This window comes from Candidatus Paceibacterota bacterium (assembly GCA_041661265.1).
GTDB lineage: Bacteria > Patescibacteriota > Minisyncoccia > JAHIHE01 > JAGLIN01 > JBAZUT01.
Window position 1 is genome coordinate 44,780 of the sequence record JBAZUT010000005.1, and the last position, 16,610, is coordinate 61,389.

Consider the following 16,610-nt stretch of genomic DNA (forward strand, 5'->3'; position numbering starts at 1 on the left):
TTCCTCTTTTTATGTTGCTTTTTCCTGACTCAGGTCATATTTATATCTTGCTCTCGCTATCACCAGGGTTATTGCCAGCATCGTGGCAAATATCACCAGCCACTCGGCAATCATCCCTGCAAATAATGCCAATATGAGCGATAACGTTGTCATTATGACAAAGTCTATGGGCATCGGCGTATGCGGGATGTACCATGTTTTCCCGACTTGGGGATATTTTTTCTTGAAATCCTTGACACCGAACCTTGGATCGGGGTTTATGACATTCCATAAAAAATCTTCATGGAGCACGATGGCCAGCAGCAAGCTCAACGAGATCAGTATTGTTTTCGAAAACAAGCTGATCAAATTCATGCCGCCCAAGTTTTTCAGATAATTAACGATAGGTTCTATGCCTATTACCAGCGAAACGATCACGAGCGGAAACAACAGTACGAGCAATCCCAGTGCTCCAAGCGATACATGGTAGCCGGTTATAGGCTTCGAAAACCAGCTCACGTCTTTTTTCCAGGAATAGGGCAATCCGCTTGCCCATGAATTGGGGCCCTCGATCTGGATCTCGAAGTATGCCCACGCGATCGAAATTGCTTCAAGAAGCATTCCGATGAACATTAACCATATTTCCATCATAATCAAACACCTCCAAATGCCTGACGATACATATTACAGCGGAATGGCGCATTTGTCAATAGCATTTAGCTGAAATCAGGCTTATTTTAAACAAAAAAGGGCGGTTTAAAGACCGTCCTTTCCATGCAAACAGAGAAATTAATTCTCAATTTTCTTCTCGGCTTTCTCGACTATATACGAGAAAAACTGAGCGGGATTCTTTTCATCCACTTCCTTGCCATCCTCTCTGAATTCCTTCTTATCAACTATCTTTAATCCTTTTTTTTCGAAAAGATCTCTCCATTCTTCGCCGCTATGCACATTATATTCCGAAACATTCACATTCCTCAGTATATTTTTTGCCCTGGCAAAAATTCCCTCTTCGGTCATGCCCTGTGGCGGTTCATCTACAATTATTATTTTGCCGTCATCTTTAATTATCCTGATCATCTCATCCAGCATTTTCTCCTGATCCTCATGACTCAGCTCCTGAAAAGTGAAAAAAGATGTTGCAACATCAACTGACTTTTCTTTAATGGGCAATTCTTGTCCGCTTCCAAAAACTGTATTTATTTTTTTTCCTTCCCCTGATCCAGAAATTGCTCCCGAAGCATAGTCCTTAAGGTCTATTCCAACCGTACTTACGTTTTTGCCGGGATTATTTTTTATTATTTCTTTTTCAATATGTTGCGTCCCGCCTCCGATGTCCGCAATTCTGATCTTTTCTTCAGCGTCATATCCTTCGATCACTTCATTTACTCCGGATTCTTTTACCATATTCTCCGCCCTTTTTTCGAGCCAATCCTGAACCGGCGCGGCCTCCTGGATACTGTGCTTAATTTTGTCCATAAAAGACCTCGGATCCGGATGTTTTTTCTTCGCCAAATTGAACTTTTCCTCGCTTGTCAGTTCAGTCTCCCGGTCCTGCGCAATCTCAAACGAATTTTTCATGTTTTTGTCGCTAATGTTTACTTTTTTTCTTTATCGTAGATATCGAATTCATATTTGAACTTATTCTTTCTGTCCTTTCCAAGAAGCACCCAGTGCAAACCTGTTCCGAGACTCTGGATCGCAACCTTCAAATGTCCTTCTTTTTCCAGACGGCGGGTTGAAACATCTATCTTAACGCTTTTTATCACCCTGAATTTAACCTTGAAAAGTTTATATTGAACAGCCCTTTGCACATAATCAGAATCCTCTCCCAGAGTTATTCTCTCGTCAAATCCCTTGATCTTTCTATGAAGGTCTTTCTTTATGAATATACACCACCCCCCGCCAAAAGGCGTCAGGGAAAATTGGAAAAGATTTGTCAGTTTGTTCCAAAAATCAAAATATAGTTTATCAAGTTTGACTCCCTGAAGGGCCATAAGAGGAACCCCGATGTCTATTTTTCTTTTTTTAAATTCTTCCAAGGCCTTTTCCAAAAAATCAGCGCTCTTAAGCTCAGTATCGGAATCCAAAAAAAGAAGCACTGTTCCGGTTGCGACTTTTGCGCCCATATTCCTTGCCCTTCCGGGAAGCCCCCCCTTGACCACCTTGCATCCAAAACTGCCTGCTATTTCCTTGGTTCTGTCCTTTGAGCCATTATCCGAAACAATAATCTCATAATCCCTGAAAGTTTGTTTTTTTATGCTTTCGAGAAGCCTTGGAAGAAATTTCTCTTCATTCTTCGTAGGAATAACGATTGATAAAGTTGGCATATTTCTATATTAATTATTATTTCTTGATGAGACTATCATATAACTTTACGATCTTTTCGGTCCACAATTCTATAGTAAACTTCTTGGAATTGATCTTGGCTTGATCCGATAGCCTCTTCCTCAGATCTCTGTCATTTATGACTTTTATCACAGAAGATGAAAATTCATCGACATTATTATCGGTTAATATCCCGTCTTCTCCACTTATGATCATATCCTCGATCCCGCTTGCTCTGACCGCAACGGCAGGAATTCCGGCAGACATCGCCTCAACCGCGACAAGCCCTTGCGTCTCGGTCAGCGACGCAAAAACGAATATATCGCTTGCCTGATAAAGGCTGATGATCTCCTCCTTATTCACCAGTCCCGTAAAAACCACATCATTTTCTATTCCAAAATCCTTCACCATCGCCTCCAGATCCTTTTTCACCGCTCCGTCCCCGACTATGATGAATTTCGCATTCACACAGGTCTTCTTTATCTTATTGAAAGCCTCGACAAGGAATTTCACATTCTTTTCCTCGGTGATCCTGCATGCGGTTATAAGGGCGACGTCATTCGGGCTGATCTTATATTTGGCGCGGAGCTCTTCCCTTCTGCCGGTTCCTTTTGCAAACTCGTCGATATTTATCCCGCTCGGAATGATCTCTATTCTGGAGGATACGCCACCGTCAAGCAGTAACTTTTTTATGGCGCCGGACGGAGCTATGACCGCATCGCTCTTATTGCTATAACCGGTCGTGATCTTTCTTATCAAGCCTTTTGCGATAGAACTTGGGAGAAGCGGAATATAATGGGAATAATCCTCATATTTGATATGATAAGTAAAAACAAGCGGTATCTTGAGCATCCTTGCATATTTCATCGCCTCATCCCCGAGAGAATAAGGCTGATGGGAATGGATTATATCCAGATTCAGTTTTTTTACTGTTTCTTCCATGTGAGACATGAAAGGCAGCGGAATAACATAATAATACCCGCCGTAATTGAAACGAAAACTTTCATATCTGAATATGTTCTTTTCCTTGTCGGTATAGCCGGGATATTTCGGAGCAAAGACAAACGGTTCGTGGCCGGCCCGAACAAGACCCTTGCAGAGATTTATTACGGACGTTTCCATACCGCCCTTGGAAGGTATGTAATAGTTGATGAACATTCCTACTTTCATGCGTTTTAATTAGTGTTTAATTTTATTTTTTATTTTCACAAACCCATTAGCCCAACTTTGAATATGTTCGATTAGCTTGTACCAAAAAGACGGCATATATACCATACTTGCGAAGACGATCGTGATGATGATCATTGCGTCATAGCTCAGCCTGGACCAATAATCGTCCTCCAGTTTCAGCCACATTCCGAATTCATCAAAGGTCAAAGCAAGACCGACTCCATACAAAGCGCCTATCCTCAGCCTGTTCTTCGTATTAAGAAAGAAAAGGGCGAGGAGACCTGCGATCGCAAGAATAAATATCCCATAATTCAGATGATGGATGTGATATCCCCTGATATACAAATTCGGATCTTCAATAATTCCCATGCGCCCCAATCTTACATAAGTCCTAACGAAAATAAAAGTAAATAAAAAAGAAGTAAGAATAGCAAAGCTCATCCTCCTCTTGTGTTTAGATATAAGTCTATAATAGAAACCGCCCACCGTTTACATGATAATGATTAATATTGCCAGAGCCTGTTTAATAAAATCTTATCTCGATCTGCGATAGTTTCAGATTCAAATATATATCCACTTTCTTTTCGGATTCGCCATAATTCATGCTTGTGTATTCTTTAAATCCCTGAGTAAGCCCAAGCTCGGCAAAATTATCCACTATGAACATTTTCTCGAGTTTCAATTTTACGCCGACTTTTTTCGGTATCTCAAGGGTTACGTACGAACTGTTCGCATTAATGCTCATCCTGCCCGACTTTGGCGCAACTATTATTCTGCTTGAACTGAAATTGGATTCAAGATTAAAATCTGCAACCGATAGTTTTGAAAGATCTATCTCGTTTATAGTGGTATAGGTTTTCAGATTCAGCTTGATAGGGGCTTCCTTATTCAATCTGAAATCCCAATTATGATCGCCATCCCACGGACTATAAATATAATTGCTGACACTGCTGTCGGCTATCTGATAAAGATCTTCTTTTTCGAAGGTCTTGGATACCAAATTCGGCTCCTCTCCTTGCGGCATAGACATATCAACGCTGAACAATTCAGCTCCTCCATCGCTTATTTGAAGTTTTCCGGAATAGAAATCAAGGCTCAGATCTGCTGTTTTTTCCGGCGATAAATTATCACGGCTGATCTTCTGTTTTTCAATTATTCTGGGCTGAAAGATGTTCCCATCCTGCGCAACATTTATCAGACCGAAAGTAACCCCCATCACGACAAGCGGCGCCAAGACTCGCAAAAAAGAAAGACGGGTTCTCCTTAAAATAAGGTCAATTCCGACAATAATAAAAAGCAGCGGCCAAAGCCTCAATAATTGAAAAACCATATTCCATTTTACAAAACCCAACGACATCCACAAGAAAATAAAACCCAAAAACAGGATATATAATCCGTTGGATACCCTGTCTACATTAAACTTTATATCCATAGATATATCTGACATTTAATATAACTATTATAGCACAGATTCGCCGATACAACAAAACAAGAATGAGTGGTTACATTCTTGTTCCGGCCCGATTCCGATATTCGATCTATTTACCGAGTTCTGCATCGATCTCTCTCTTGAAATCCTCCAATCTCGGCAAATATCTGTCGTTTTCGGAATTCACAAGAAGCCTTCCGTTAATATAGAAAGTCGGGGTTCCGACTATCCCGTCTTTATTTCCTTGCTCCGTATCTTTTTCTATCTTATCTTTGTGACTATCACTGTCAAGACAAGGATTAAAAATATCCACGTTAAGACCGATTTCCCCGGCATATTTTCTTAAGCTATCAACTCCCAGATTTCCCCGGCTTTCATAAAGAGCATTATGCATCTCTGTAAATTTTCCCTGGTCTCTTGCACATTCCGAGGCAACCGCAGCTTTCATGGCATACTCATGGAATGGCAAGGGAAAATGCCTGTATTCCAGAAAAACCTTATCCCCGTACTCGCTTAATATCCGTTCAACAACAAAATGTTCATTGATACAGGCCGGACATTGATAGTCGCCATATTCGATTATTGCCACTTTTCCGTCCTTTTTTTCATAATCAATATTGGCATGGGAATTTGCGTCACCGCCTGTCGAGTTAAAAAAATAGAATAATGCCGCCAGGACGGATATGAACGCCAGAAGCAAGAAAATCGGATTGGAAAATAAGTTATTGAATGAATTTGCCTGTTTGTTATTCATTTTTGTATTTTATTTGATAATAATCTATAAAGATAATATACGGAAACCGGAAATACTGCAAGCAATGACAGTTGCGTGTAAGTGAGATCGAAATAGCGGCTTTCACAGATCCCGAGATCCGCGCAACGCGTAAAATCAAATATGAATCTGAAAACTGAATACAGTACAAGGAAAACAAAAAAGATCGCTCCGGCCCTAAAATACGACTTTCTTTTTTCAAGATACCAGATAATGCAAAAAATAACAACATTTCCGAGAAGAAGATAAAGAGAAGCCGGATGCCTCCAGGATCCGTCCGAATATGCGATGCTCCATGGAAGATCCGTTATGCTCCCAACATGGTCATAGACAAGAAAACAGCCGGTCCTGATGAATATAAGCGCAACGGCAAGTCCCGGCGTCAGAATGTCCGCAACTTTCAGAACATCCAGCTTTTTATATTTGAGATACGAATAAATTGTGACTGCTGAAAATATCGCCCCTCCGAAAAAAGAAAATCCTCCGCCATAAATCAAGCTGTCGATGGAAATATCACGTGCTGCTGAAAATATAATATAAAATATTTTTGCGCCGGCTATCATTACAATAAGTGCGATAAGAAATGAATTGTAAATCACTTCCTCATCGATCCCGGCTTTTTTCGCCCTAACCAAAGAAATAAACAGCGAAAACAATACTCCGAGAGATGCAAAAAATCCCCACATTTGCAATGTTATCGGTCCGACTTGTATCGAACTAAGCGGGAAATAAGGGATCATGGAATGGATTTAATTAATTATGATATCATTTTATTATCACATAGGTCCGTTTATCGTATTTTATGGGTCTTGATTTTTATGTTTTTTTATGCTATACTATAAGAGCAATTGGGTGAACTTTAATCAATTATAAGACAAAAAAATGCCAAAATTCGAAGAAGCAGGAGTCGTATATGGACCAGATGTTAACAAACCTACAGTAGAAGATCTCGAGAAAGAAGGCGTGGATGTTAAGATTAAAAATAGACCTGACGGAAATATGGTTATTGCGACAGAAAAACCTTCCGATGATACTGAAAAGAAAGACAAAGAAAACATGGAAGAAACCCTGAAAAAGCATGGCGTTGACTCGATACAGTAATAATACCAACATCGGTTTTCAAAGGACGGCAGAAATGCCGTTCCTTTTTATTCTTTTCAGCTTTCGCAGGCTCCTGTGATAATTTATCGCAAATCTGTGCGCCTCATCGCGTATTTTTTTTATAAAGCTGACGTCTGGGAACATGAAACCCCGGCTTGCCGAAAAAAACAGTTTCTCCCCTTTCCGGGAAGGACCCTTGGCGATAGAAACGATGGGAATCTTGTAACCATAGCTTTCAATAACGGCCTGTGCCATATTCTTTTGGCCCAGCCCGCCATCAATAACAACAAGATCAGGCATTGACCAATCAGAACGCCTGAATCTTCTTTCGAGCACCTCCTTCAGCATTGCAACGTCATTCGATCCAGAAACTTTCTTTATTCTGAATTTCCTGTATTCGCCTTTATCCGGCTTTCCGTCAGTGAATACCGCCATACTGCCGACAGAAAGCTCGCCCGAGATATTTGATATATCATAGCACTCCGCGCGATGAGGATATTTCCGGAAGGACTCCGCCAGAACATCTTCTCTTTTGATGAAAGCAATATCCCTGATGTGTTCCAGCGCAAAGATCGTATTTCTGATCTTTCCGGCATTTTCAAAATTCATTTTTTTCGACTCTTCTTTCATTTCTCTCTTCAATTTCTTCAATATCCTTTCTCTCCTGCCCTCCAGAAAAAGTCGTATATTACTTATTATTTTGGCATACTGTGAAAGCGAAACATCTTCTATTCTTCCCGAAGAATATCCTTTCATGTAATATCTTCGATAAAGACCGGAAGTCCCCCTCCCCTTTTCGGGCGGATCAAATGTCCTGATCAGAAAGTCAACGACCTGCAGAGCGCTATCCTTGCTGAGATACGGACCGAAAACATACTTGGCTTTGGGTTTTTTCCTGTCGGTTGGCCTTGCCACGATGATCCTCGGATATTTTTCATCAGTTATCAGGATATTCGCGAATGATTTGTCATCCTTGAGTTTAATATTGTATTTCGGCATATATCGCATGACAAGATTCGCCTCAAGGATCAACGCCTCGACCGCGCTTGCAGTATTTCTGTAACCGATATCCGCCACTTCACCTATGAGCTTTTCGGTCTTATTGTCCAGCGCTTTTGAAAAATAAGAATACACCCTTTTTTTCAAAGATGTCGCTTTCCCGATATAGATAATTTCCCCCGATGCACCCTTCATTATATATACACCCGGAGAATCCGGAAAATTTCTTATTTTTTTCTTTAATTTGTTTGAATTATCTGACATGTATATTACATTTTATATAAATATGCGTGCTGACAGTTCTTAATTTACTAAACTAATGCAACCATGCTTTAAGCATTCTGTCATTAAAAATTTAATAGAAATTTAAAATTAGAAATTAGAAATTATCTGCAAGCTAAAGACTGCCATAATAATACCATAGGTCTAACTATGGTATAAATCAATACGCTATGTTATGCAATAGCCATTAGCACACATTCTCCATCCGTATAGCCTTAACGGGGCATTCTACATCGCAGATCCCGCAGCCTTTGCAAAAATCCATATCGGTTTCCCCGACTTCCATCTTTTCTCTTCCATCCTCAAGCTTGATCTTTTTTACTTTTATCGCCATGTCAGGACAGAAAACAGCACACCGCATGCAGTGGATGCACCTGTCTTTGTCGCGAATGGGCATTTTTGCTTTCCAGCTTCCCGTTTTGAACTGCTTCGAGTTTCCGGCCTCGATTATTTTTCCGCCTATTGGTATTTCTTTTGAAGTTTTTAGCGCCATAGTGAAGTTATTTTAATATTTTAACAAACAGGCATTTAAACGCTTTTAATTTGATCTTAAATTTCTATTTGGCATTTGAAATTACTCTGTATCCCTCTTTCAGCGCCTCGACATTCTTGTTCACAATATCTTCCGAAACCTTCTTCCCGAACATCTCTTTCGTTTCTTCGATGGCGTGTTCATACGGGATCAGCGGAACAAGCTTGATCATCGCTCCCATTATCGCGGTATTCGGAAGATCTCTTCCGATTATCCGCATTGCTATCCCCTTGGCATCGATTATATAGATCTTGCAATTCTTTTTACTCAGCTTGCTCCTGACATTTTCAGCCGTATCGCAAGTGTTTACTATGACAATGCCATCATCAATGAGTCCGCCTGCAACGTCAACGCTCGGAAGAAGCGACGGATCAAGAACCACGACCATGTCCGGCGACTCGACATCGCTGTATATCCTTATGGGCTTCTCACTCACACGAAGAAATGTCTTCATCGGGGCCCCCGACCTCTCCGGTCCGTATTCGGAAAAAGCCTGCGCAAAAATATCCTCTTCAATTGCCGCCTCGGCGATGACCTGAGCAGCCGTCTTTGCGCCTTGTCCTCCCCTTGAATGAATCCTTATTTGATATATTTCTCCAATCATTTTTTTAGGTTACATTTTATCTTTATGAGTATATTATACGTTTTTTTCCGTAATTTGTAAAAGCCGGCTAATAAATGGGATCACCTATAACAACTACCGTCAACGAATACGTCAGCGTGGCAAAAAACAAAACGATCAAACCGAACTTCAGCATTTTCTTGAACATTTGTTCTTTTTCTTTATTATCGGTAAGGCGATAAATAATATATCCAGCTCCTCCGCATATAACAGTTAAGACTGAAAATGTTGCGATAATTCCCAACAGCCAGTCATTTACATTCATTAATAATATTTTTATGTCTTGAGGCAAAATACTCTTTTCGGAAACAATATACGATGGCGATATGAAAATATTGAATAAATAAATATAAACAACCCACACGATCAACGCAATAATTACTTTTACTATTTTCATATTTTTCCTGTCATATTTTTCCATTATTTTGACATTTTAATAATCTCCTTTGCGATCATCAGTTCCTCATCGGTTTTGATCACGAGTTTTTTTATGTCTTTTATATCTTTATATCCCACCAGAATCATCTTTTTTATCTGAGTACTTCTGAATCCCACAGTTCCGGAAAAAACAATGGCATCCACATCTCCCAATATCGCTTTATATGCTCCGATGTATTTCCTGATCCTGTACGCATAGATCTGAAGAGTGCTTATCATTTTTTCATTCCCCAGCTTTGCGTTGTGGGATATTTCATAAATGCTGTCATTTTCGGTCTCGGCAAGGCCTTTCAGTCCGCTTTCCCGGTTCAGAAGATAGTCCACATCGAATGCCCTTCCTTTCCCGGTATAATCCTTTATTTCTATATCGGTATTTTTGATCAGCTCGAGGATGACTCCAGGATCCAGATCGCCGCATCTTGAGGCCATCGGAAGCCCTTCCATAGGAGTGAAACCCATGGATGTATCGATCGCCCGTCCCTTCCTTATCGCGGTTATGCTGGCTCCTCCCCCGAGATGGCATGTGATAAGATTCAGCCTCTTTGCCGGCTTCCCGAGCTGCTTTGCCGCTTCAAGCATAATATAGTTATGCGAGATCCCATGAAAACCATATCGCCTGATGCCATATTTTTCAAACATCCGGCGCGGTATGGCATAAAGATATGCGTATTCCGGAAGATCCCTATAGAATGCCGTGTCGAACACCGCAACATTTTGCGCACCCCCTATGATCTCCATTGATGCCCTTATCCCTTCCAGATTGGCGGGATTATGAAGCGGAGCGAGATGACTGACTTTTTCGATCTCTTTCAAAATTTCAGGATTAACCAAAATAGGCTCGGAATATTTTCCACCCCCATGAACCACTCTGTGTCCGACATATTTGATATTCTCGACATTCCCGATCTTGCCTATGGCCTCTTTCAGCGCCTCAGTGTGATTCTTTATTTCTCCCTTGCCTATGTCTTCGATAAATCCCGAATTTAATTCTTTCAACTTGAAATCAAAAAGCTTGTACTTCAGAGAAGTGCTGCCGGAATTGAGAACCAGGATTTGATCATTGATATTCATAATTAAATAATTTATTTCTTAGCGCCAACAAGGATATTTCAGAAAATATATAACTAAACTGTAAGATTATTGATATTTAGGAACAATTTTCGACCAAGTATCAGGGTTTCCATCATAACACTCATAAATATGCACATATATTAAATCGTATTCACAATTATCCTCATTATTCAAGGTGTATTCTTTTGTCTCTCCCGCCTTTATTCCATCATCGTTTCTCAAAAAATCCTTATAATTCAACGCGGTCCCGCCCCAAACAACTCCTCCGCGCTTGCATCTTCCCGCGTAAAATTCAACATTATCAACATCCCGAGTTCCTGTATTCTTAATTTTTAAATAAATATTCTTGCTTAGGTCTGAGCTTTGCTTGATAATTTCAATTCTTTTCTCCATACACGATGTTGGCTCTTCTATTGTTATCGTGGCTGAATCTCTAATATTATAACCACCCCCAAGTCCGCCAGGTCCGCTTCTGACACTACAAAATATTAAAACCCTATAGTCATCGGGATAAATTGACCATTTAAAATATTTATAGTTATTTGCTTTTATGTCCCATTCAAATTCACGAGACTGCTGATCCCAAATAAATGGATTTTTAGAAACGCTGTCCATTTTAAATTCTGTTCGCGTTTGTGAATATACTACATCGGGTCTTGTTCCAGCAATATCCATTCTACAAACTCCGCCAATACCATCAAGAACAGTTATTTCAACCGGTTCTCCATAGGCATAAGTACGTTTATTGGTTTTAATATATTGAGATATATTAGGCTTCTCCGGCTCTGATTTTAGAGAATCGGCCTCAGGCTTCTCCGGCTCTGATTTTAGAGAATCGGCCTCAGACTTCTCCGGCTCTGATTTTAAGATACTGATAAATAACAGAGTTATTATCCCAAAAATGACAAACAACAATGCAATTGTTTTAATAACATGTTTATATATCATATTATTTTATATTATTCAATTGGATAATCCCTGAACAATATCATCTTTTGTAAAAATATATTTATTCTGGGAATACATCGACTCATCGCAATTATCTTGATCTTTTTTCCGTCATTTTTCACTTTTCAATTTCAATTTTTAGCTTAATATCACTTCCCCATCCCCGCAGCCCGCCATCCCCGCAGCATTTCCTTCGTCAGTGTCTATATGGCAAGCCCATGCATAAGTCTTGTCGACCCGCGCAATGACATTGTCAAAAATCAGCCCTCTCTCTCCCCCCACCTTAACTTTCATCACATCACCGTCTTTGATGCTTATTCCGGCCGCATCCTTAGGAGTCATATGGACATGCCTCTTGGCGACGATCACGCCTTCTTTTATATCAATGCTCCCTTTGGGTCCCGTGACAGTTATTCCCGGAGTATCTTTTATATTTCCCGAAAGGCGGAGGGGCGGATTTATCCTGAAATTCCTCGCTTCAGTCTCCGTTATTTCAACCTGTGTGTAATTCCTTATGGGTCCCACTATGCGCACCCTTTTCATCTCAAATTCATCGTCTTTGATATCTACGGTCTCATTTGCCGCAAACATACCGGGCTGAGACAGCTCTTTCTTGACCGTCAGTTCGGCCCCGGCGCCAAACAGCTTCTCAAAATCATCTTTATTGAGATGTATGTGATGAGCAGAGATCTCAACTTTAACTATTTTGTTCATATTTTTGCTTTGTTAATCAATAAACCTAACTTATTATAACATAAAAATCTCTAATAAGAACAGCTCTTTTCCATAGGGACTGTCCTTTGAATGCCGCTATTTTCCACATATGATCTTTCTATATACCTCTTCATATCCATCGACCATTTTCTCAATGTTAAAATTTTCCCGGACACGCTTCCGGCAATCAGACCGCTTGATCTTGCCTATGTTTTTTATGGCCTCTATCATTCCCTCTTCGTTTTCGACGATAAAGCCGGTTTTTCCATGTTCCACGACCTCCGGAACCGAACCGTTCCCAAAGGCTATAACGGGCGTCCCGCAAGCCATCGCTTCGATCATCACGAGCCCGAAAGGTTCCTGCCAGCGGACGGGAAAAAGGAATGCCTTGGCTCCGCCCAAAAAATCGGACAGCCTGCTCCTGTCCAAAAAACCCAGATCTTCGATCTCTCCCTGCTTGATATATGGCTTCACCTTCTCGGCATAAAAACCATTGCCCCACGCGCTCCCGGCAATTTTCAATTTTTCTTTGGACCTTGTCGCGACATTCACCGCCGCATCGACTCCTTTTTCATAGGTATATCTCCCGAGATATGCAAGATATCCTTCGTGATCGCCCCTGAATTTGAATCTGCCAAGATCAAGGCCGTTATAGACCGTTCTAACGTAATTCAGGTCCGGCATGCCCTTTCTCTGATTGTCGCTTATGGAAACATAATATGCCCTGTTCCTCCACGCGCAATAGCCGATCGCATTGTTCCAGGCGGAATCCATCGGATCATGAAGCGTAAAAACCGTCGGAGTCTTTGTCTGATTCACGAACGGAAGAAGCTTCGGCACAAGATGGAAAGCATGGATTATATCATATTTCCCGCTCCCCGCATCTTCATACATCTTCGAGGCAAGGAGCTGTTCATAGACCGAAAGCTGAAGCTGATCATGAAATCCTCCATTCATCGGCTTGTCTTTCAGTTTGTAGAATGAAACCATGTCATTGGATATTTTTTTTGCCTCGATCCCGGAATCCGAAGAACAATAAAAAGTGACGTCGTGTCCGCGTTTTGACAATTCCCTAACCAAAATTTCCGCGAGGTCCATCGGAGCATAGATTATCTCTTTCGGAAGCGGACAGGAAAATTCATTCGTACAATAGATCGCTATCCTAAGTTTTGACATTTATTATTTATTTGACATATTAAACTTTCTCGACCATATCCTGAGGAAATCTTCAGCTCCCGACCATGGAAACCGAATTTATGCATTATTAATATTATTTTCCTTTTAACTTTTTTTGTTCTTGTATTTTTCTAAAACTTAGCCTGCTGATCACTGGTTTCCCCGTTTTCACTTCAATCTGTTTTCTGGCGTTTCCTGCTATACTTCCGCCTTCACGCGCCACCTTTCTATTTTCCGGAAAAGTTTTGGGCTCCCGCTTCTTGGAAATTTCAGTGGTCGCCGTTTCTGCCAGCATGTTCAAGACCAATTCTAAATTCGTCATATTATCCCGCAAATTTTCTTTTTTCAAATCTTTATGCTTTTTATAGTCTTTTGTTTTCAATCCTGCCCAGGCAAAAGAAATATCATCGGTTAAAACAGCGAATTCATCGCTTGTTTTTACGCCCCGCTCATTCCACTCATTAGTCAGATCTTTTCTGATTTCAATGCTTTTCAGACGCAAGTCAACCCAGTTTTTAGAATAACCCATTTTAAGATAGGTTGCCAGTGCGCGGTGAATGGCTTTTTCAGGATCCTCAGTTTCTTCGATTCTTTCATAGCCCACCCGCGCCAGCCAAAGCTTGAACGGCTCCGCCTTCGGCGAAGGAATAGACTGAATTATCCTGAACATTGTTTCTGTATCCGCCGCATCAGTTAGATAAAACTTGCCATCTGCAGCTTGCATTTTCAGTTGGTTACATTTTGTAACCACCTCGCTTCCTTCTTGTTTTAAGCGGTTTTTTAGCACTTTCCAATAATTCCTCGGATCAACGCTCGCATTTAACGCATCGACTATATCCACTACCGAAAAATACCATAGTTCTTTTTCATCATCCCAAATCCGACGGATTTTCTTACCTTCAAAAATCGCTAATTGCTTATCTTTTTTCATTAAATATTTTAATGATTGAATAATTTGTAACTTGTTTTTCCGTATACGCTTCCGCCAAATCCATTGGAGCATAGATTATCTATTTCGGAAGCGGACAAGAAAATTCATTCGTGCAATATATGGCTATTTTAAGTTTTGACATTTGATTTTTAATTTATCCGATCATAAGAATCGGATCTCTATTGAAATACTATATACTGCAGTAATTTTATGCCATCATTAGAAAAATCAGATGACAAATTTCTTCTTGAATTTACATTTAGGATAATTAGAACAACCAAAGAATTTACCAAACCTGCCATTTATCTCTCTTAGTTTGCCGCCGCATGTCGGGCAAATATCGTTTGTCTTATTTTCTACGACTTCATCGTCTTTATTTACCAGTTTTATCAACCTGAGCAATTCATCACCATCGACCAATTCAATCTGTTTATCTTCTGCGTATTTCTCAGCCTCTGTTGTAAAGATGTTTGTTGTTATAAAGATTCCCTTTCCTTGCGAAAGCTTATCCATCAATGTACCAACAAATTCTCTAACATTACTAACCGATACTTTCGAAGTTATATATTTCTTGCACTGAATGTAATGTTTTATTCCGTTTTTCGTTACGACTACATCCACTCCTCCGTCATGAGAACCACCAACTTTTTCCGTTTGATATCCAAGTCGAAAATACATGTCTGCAATATAATTTTCAAAGTCATTAGGTCGCAATTTTCTTAATTTTCCAATTAAATCCTTATCTATGGTCCACTCGTTGACTTGATTGATTTTTTTCTCAATCTTCTTGTTTTTTAAATAACGTGGTATCCATACTTCGACAGCTATTTTCATCAATGCAATAATAATTAGCAAAACCCATACTTGCCACAGAGAAAGAAACATTGTCAACAAACTTTTAAAAAATTCCCATTGATCGAAAGCAAAATGATTTATATTGTTTTTAATTAATAATTATTAATTCCCTATTCGCCTATTCGCGCGAATTAGAGAACCGATAAGATAGCGCAAATCAAGATAATTGATATTAGAGGTATTTACAAATAACTCACCTTCACGCTATTCAATCTCTTTTCAATTTCGCTTCGATCCAAAATCCCATTCTGCGCGCCATATTCGCTGACCACGTTCCCGCTGTTCAAAATTCCGAATTTCAATGCATCTTCCAGTTTACCAGTGATCAGATATCCCCCAAGCATGGCCGCACCAAACGCATCTCCGGCGCCTGTCGCATCCACTCCCCGATTGTCCGTTCCCGGCGCAAAAATAACCTGATCCCCTCCGCCATAAACATATGCGCCATTTTTTCCATCAGTTACGACCACAATTTTCGGACCCCATTTTTTCATGAATTTTGCCAGGACCGAAGGATCGTTCATCTGATTATAATCCAATTTAATGTTCTTATCTCCCTGGACCAGCTCTATTGCTTCATCCTTGTTCACGATTAGCATTTCGGTTATCCTGAAATATTCTTTCAGATTATCAGTTCCGCCGGCCAGCTGAGCTCCGCCCGGATTCCAGGCAAGCTTTATCTTGCCCTCAACCACGGCTTCCTTTATCTCATCCAGGCTATTCTTCCACTGGTTCGCAAGAGAAGTGAGATATATCCATTTGCTTTTTCCGATCAGATTTTCTTTCTTCAGCTCAAGAAAGTCGCTTGCGCCCTTATAAACAAAGATAACCCGGTCGCCGCCTTTTTTATCCAACACGATCAAAGAGAATCCCGTTCTCCTTGCCTCATCGTTCTGGATCAATCCAGTGTCTATCCCAAGTTTTTTCAAATTATTGACTATCGCTTTTCCGTCATCATCGTTTCCCACTTTGCAGTTCACGGCGACTTTGAGCCCGAGCTTTTGGAAAGTGGCCGCTGTGTTGCAGGCTCCTCCTCCGAAATTGAATATCACCTCTTCGCTTTTTATCTTTGCGCCATATTCAAATCCCAGGATCACCTGCTCCGTCAGATTCTCAGGAGTTTCAATGATCTTTCCCTTGTCGGTAATGAACGTTATGTCGCGAGTCGCCCCGCCGATCGTAATTATGTCGAACATAATTTTAGTATTTAGTATTTAGTATTTAGTATTTAGCTGGATGCCAAATACCACATACCACATGCCA

Annotated in this window: 20 protein-coding genes; 1 reads left to right on the forward strand and 19 read right to left on the reverse strand. The window is 40.4% G+C overall.

Annotated features, from left to right (window positions below; genetic code table 11):
- Nucleotides 1-9 precede the first annotated feature (9 nt).
- The 8 genes from WC788_04840 to WC788_04875 form a co-directional block, all read right to left on the reverse strand.
- Complete coding sequence (locus WC788_04840; GenBank protein ID MFA6096923.1) at nt 10-630, reverse strand: hypothetical protein; 621 nt, start codon at nt 628-630, stop codon at nt 10-12.
- Nucleotides 631-768: 138 nt separating this feature from the next.
- Complete coding sequence (locus tag WC788_04845) at nt 769-1,560, reverse strand: class I SAM-dependent methyltransferase (protein ID MFA6096924.1); 792 nt, start codon at nt 1,558-1,560, stop codon at nt 769-771.
- A gap of 17 nt (nt 1,561-1,577) precedes the next feature.
- Nucleotides 1,578-2,309, reverse strand: coding sequence for a glycosyltransferase (locus WC788_04850; GenBank protein MFA6096925.1), 732 nt, complete (start codon nt 2,307-2,309; stop codon nt 1,578-1,580).
- 16 nt (nt 2,310-2,325) lie between these two features.
- Complete coding sequence (locus WC788_04855) at nt 2,326-3,477, reverse strand: glycosyltransferase (protein MFA6096926.1); 1,152 nt, start codon at nt 3,475-3,477, stop codon at nt 2,326-2,328.
- Between the two features lie 9 nt (nt 3,478-3,486).
- Nucleotides 3,487-3,846 carry a hypothetical protein gene (locus WC788_04860; GenBank protein ID MFA6096927.1) on the reverse strand — a complete coding sequence of 120 codons (360 nt, stop codon included), beginning with the start codon at nt 3,844-3,846 and terminating at the stop codon, nt 3,487-3,489.
- Between the two features lie 154 nt (nt 3,847-4,000).
- Nucleotides 4,001-4,924 carry a toast rack family protein gene (locus WC788_04865; GenBank protein MFA6096928.1) on the reverse strand — a complete coding sequence of 308 codons (924 nt, stop codon included), beginning with the start codon at nt 4,922-4,924 and terminating at the stop codon, nt 4,001-4,003.
- A gap of 91 nt (nt 4,925-5,015) precedes the next feature.
- Nucleotides 5,016-5,660, reverse strand: coding sequence for a thioredoxin domain-containing protein (locus WC788_04870; GenBank protein MFA6096929.1), 645 nt, complete (start codon nt 5,658-5,660; stop codon nt 5,016-5,018).
- Nucleotides 5,657-6,418: a prolipoprotein diacylglyceryl transferase family protein gene (locus WC788_04875; protein ID MFA6096930.1), complete on the reverse strand. Its 762-nt coding sequence runs from the start codon at nt 6,416-6,418 to the stop codon at nt 5,657-5,659. Before WC788_04875 ends, WC788_04870 begins: the two co-directional genes overlap by 4 nt.
- A 142-nt stretch (nt 6,419-6,560) precedes the next feature.
- Here WC788_04875 and WC788_04880 point away from each other — a divergent pair, with 142 nt between their 5' ends.
- Nucleotides 6,561-6,779 carry a hypothetical protein gene (locus tag WC788_04880; protein MFA6096931.1) on the forward strand — a complete coding sequence of 73 codons (219 nt, stop codon included), beginning with the start codon at nt 6,561-6,563 and terminating at the stop codon, nt 6,777-6,779.
- A gap of 18 nt (nt 6,780-6,797) precedes the next feature.
- Here the strand turns inward: WC788_04880 and WC788_04885 are convergent, their stop codons facing one another.
- From WC788_04885 to WC788_04935, 11 genes are all read right to left on the reverse strand, one after another.
- A complete protein-coding gene (locus WC788_04885; protein MFA6096932.1) occupies nt 6,798-8,042 on the reverse strand; it encodes a UvrB/UvrC motif-containing protein in 1,245 nt (414 codons plus the stop codon).
- A gap of 205 nt (nt 8,043-8,247) precedes the next feature.
- On the reverse strand, nt 8,248-8,553 hold the full coding sequence (locus WC788_04890) for a 4Fe-4S binding protein (GenBank protein MFA6096933.1): 306 nt from the start codon (nt 8,551-8,553) through the stop codon (nt 8,248-8,250).
- A 64-nt stretch (nt 8,554-8,617) separates the two neighbouring features.
- Complete coding sequence (locus tag WC788_04895; protein MFA6096934.1) at nt 8,618-9,196, reverse strand: 2-oxoacid:acceptor oxidoreductase family protein; 579 nt, start codon at nt 9,194-9,196, stop codon at nt 8,618-8,620.
- Nucleotides 9,197-9,263: 67 nt separating this feature from the next.
- Nucleotides 9,264-9,611, reverse strand: a complete 348-nt coding sequence (locus WC788_04900; GenBank protein MFA6096935.1) for a hypothetical protein — start codon at nt 9,609-9,611, stop codon at nt 9,264-9,266.
- Between the two features lie 23 nt (nt 9,612-9,634).
- Entirely contained in the window at nt 9,635-10,723 is a 1,089-nt protein-coding gene (locus WC788_04905; protein MFA6096936.1) for an acetate/propionate family kinase, read from the reverse strand.
- Between the two features lie 66 nt (nt 10,724-10,789).
- A complete protein-coding gene (locus WC788_04910; GenBank protein MFA6096937.1) occupies nt 10,790-11,671 on the reverse strand; it encodes a hypothetical protein in 882 nt (293 codons plus the stop codon).
- Between the two features lie 138 nt (nt 11,672-11,809).
- Nucleotides 11,810-12,385 carry a phosphate propanoyltransferase gene (gene pduL, locus WC788_04915; GenBank protein MFA6096938.1) on the reverse strand — a complete coding sequence of 192 codons (576 nt, stop codon included), beginning with the start codon at nt 12,383-12,385 and terminating at the stop codon, nt 11,810-11,812.
- Nucleotides 12,386-12,481: 96 nt separating this feature from the next.
- Complete coding sequence (locus WC788_04920; protein ID MFA6096939.1) at nt 12,482-13,561, reverse strand: glycosyltransferase family 4 protein; 1,080 nt, start codon at nt 13,559-13,561, stop codon at nt 12,482-12,484.
- A gap of 94 nt (nt 13,562-13,655) precedes the next feature.
- Nucleotides 13,656-14,492, reverse strand: coding sequence for a BRO family protein (locus tag WC788_04925; GenBank protein MFA6096940.1), 837 nt, complete (start codon nt 14,490-14,492; stop codon nt 13,656-13,658).
- Nucleotides 14,493-14,720: 228 nt separating this feature from the next.
- Entirely contained in the window at nt 14,721-15,326 is a 606-nt protein-coding gene (locus tag WC788_04930) for a restriction endonuclease (GenBank protein MFA6096941.1), read from the reverse strand.
- 203 nt (nt 15,327-15,529) lie between these two features.
- Nucleotides 15,530-16,543 (reverse strand): carbohydrate kinase family protein, encoded by a 1,014-nt coding sequence (locus WC788_04935; protein MFA6096942.1) that lies wholly within the window; start codon nt 16,541-16,543, stop codon nt 15,530-15,532.
- Between the last annotated feature and the right edge of the window lie 67 nt (nt 16,544-16,610).

Coding starts and splice junctions, on each gene's coding strand:
- WC788_04855 (MFA6096926.1), bottom strand. CDS start 3,477: ATGAAAGTAGGAATGTTCATCAACTATTACATACCTTCCAAGGGCGGT.
- WC788_04925 (MFA6096940.1), bottom strand. CDS start 14,492: ATGAAAAAAGATAAGCAATTAGCGATTTTTGAAGGTAAGAAAATCCGT.
- WC788_04910 (MFA6096937.1), bottom strand. CDS start 11,671: ATGATATATAAACATGTTATTAAAACAATTGCATTGTTGTTTGTCATT.
- WC788_04870 (MFA6096929.1), bottom strand. CDS start 5,660: ATGAATAACAAACAGGCAAATTCATTCAATAACTTATTTTCCAATCCG.
- WC788_04895 (MFA6096934.1), bottom strand. CDS start 9,196: ATGATTGGAGAAATATATCAAATAAGGATTCATTCAAGGGGAGGACAA.
- WC788_04930 (MFA6096941.1), bottom strand. CDS start 15,326: ATGAAAATAGCTGTCGAAGTATGGATACCACGTTATTTAAAAAACAAG.
- WC788_04890 (MFA6096933.1), bottom strand. CDS start 8,553: ATGGCGCTAAAAACTTCAAAAGAAATACCAATAGGCGGAAAAATAATC.
- WC788_04840 (MFA6096923.1), bottom strand. CDS start 630: ATGATGGAAATATGGTTAATGTTCATCGGAATGCTTCTTGAAGCAATT.
- WC788_04920 (MFA6096939.1), bottom strand. CDS start 13,561: ATGTCAAAACTTAGGATAGCGATCTATTGTACGAATGAATTTTCCTGT.
- WC788_04875 (MFA6096930.1), bottom strand. CDS start 6,418: ATGATCCCTTATTTCCCGCTTAGTTCGATACAAGTCGGACCGATAACA.
- WC788_04905 (MFA6096936.1), bottom strand. CDS start 10,723: ATGAATATCAATGATCAAATCCTGGTTCTCAATTCCGGCAGCACTTCT.
- WC788_04850 (MFA6096925.1), bottom strand. CDS start 2,309: ATGCCAACTTTATCAATCGTTATTCCTACGAAGAATGAAGAGAAATTT.
- WC788_04935 (MFA6096942.1), bottom strand. CDS start 16,543: ATGTTCGACATAATTACGATCGGCGGGGCGACTCGCGACATAACGTTC.
- WC788_04845 (MFA6096924.1), bottom strand. CDS start 1,560: ATGAAAAATTCGTTTGAGATTGCGCAGGACCGGGAGACTGAACTGACA.
- WC788_04860 (MFA6096927.1), bottom strand. CDS start 3,846: ATGGGAATTATTGAAGATCCGAATTTGTATATCAGGGGATATCACATC.
- pduL (MFA6096938.1), bottom strand. CDS start 12,385: ATGAACAAAATAGTTAAAGTTGAGATCTCTGCTCATCACATACATCTC.
- WC788_04885 (MFA6096932.1), bottom strand. CDS start 8,042: ATGTCAGATAATTCAAACAAATTAAAGAAAAAAATAAGAAATTTTCCG.
- WC788_04900 (MFA6096935.1), bottom strand. CDS start 9,611: ATGAAAATAGTAAAAGTAATTATTGCGTTGATCGTGTGGGTTGTTTAT.
- WC788_04865 (MFA6096928.1), bottom strand. CDS start 4,924: ATGTCAGATATATCTATGGATATAAAGTTTAATGTAGACAGGGTATCC.
- WC788_04880 (MFA6096931.1), top strand. CDS start 6,561: ATGCCAAAATTCGAAGAAGCAGGAGTCGTATATGGACCAGATGTTAAC.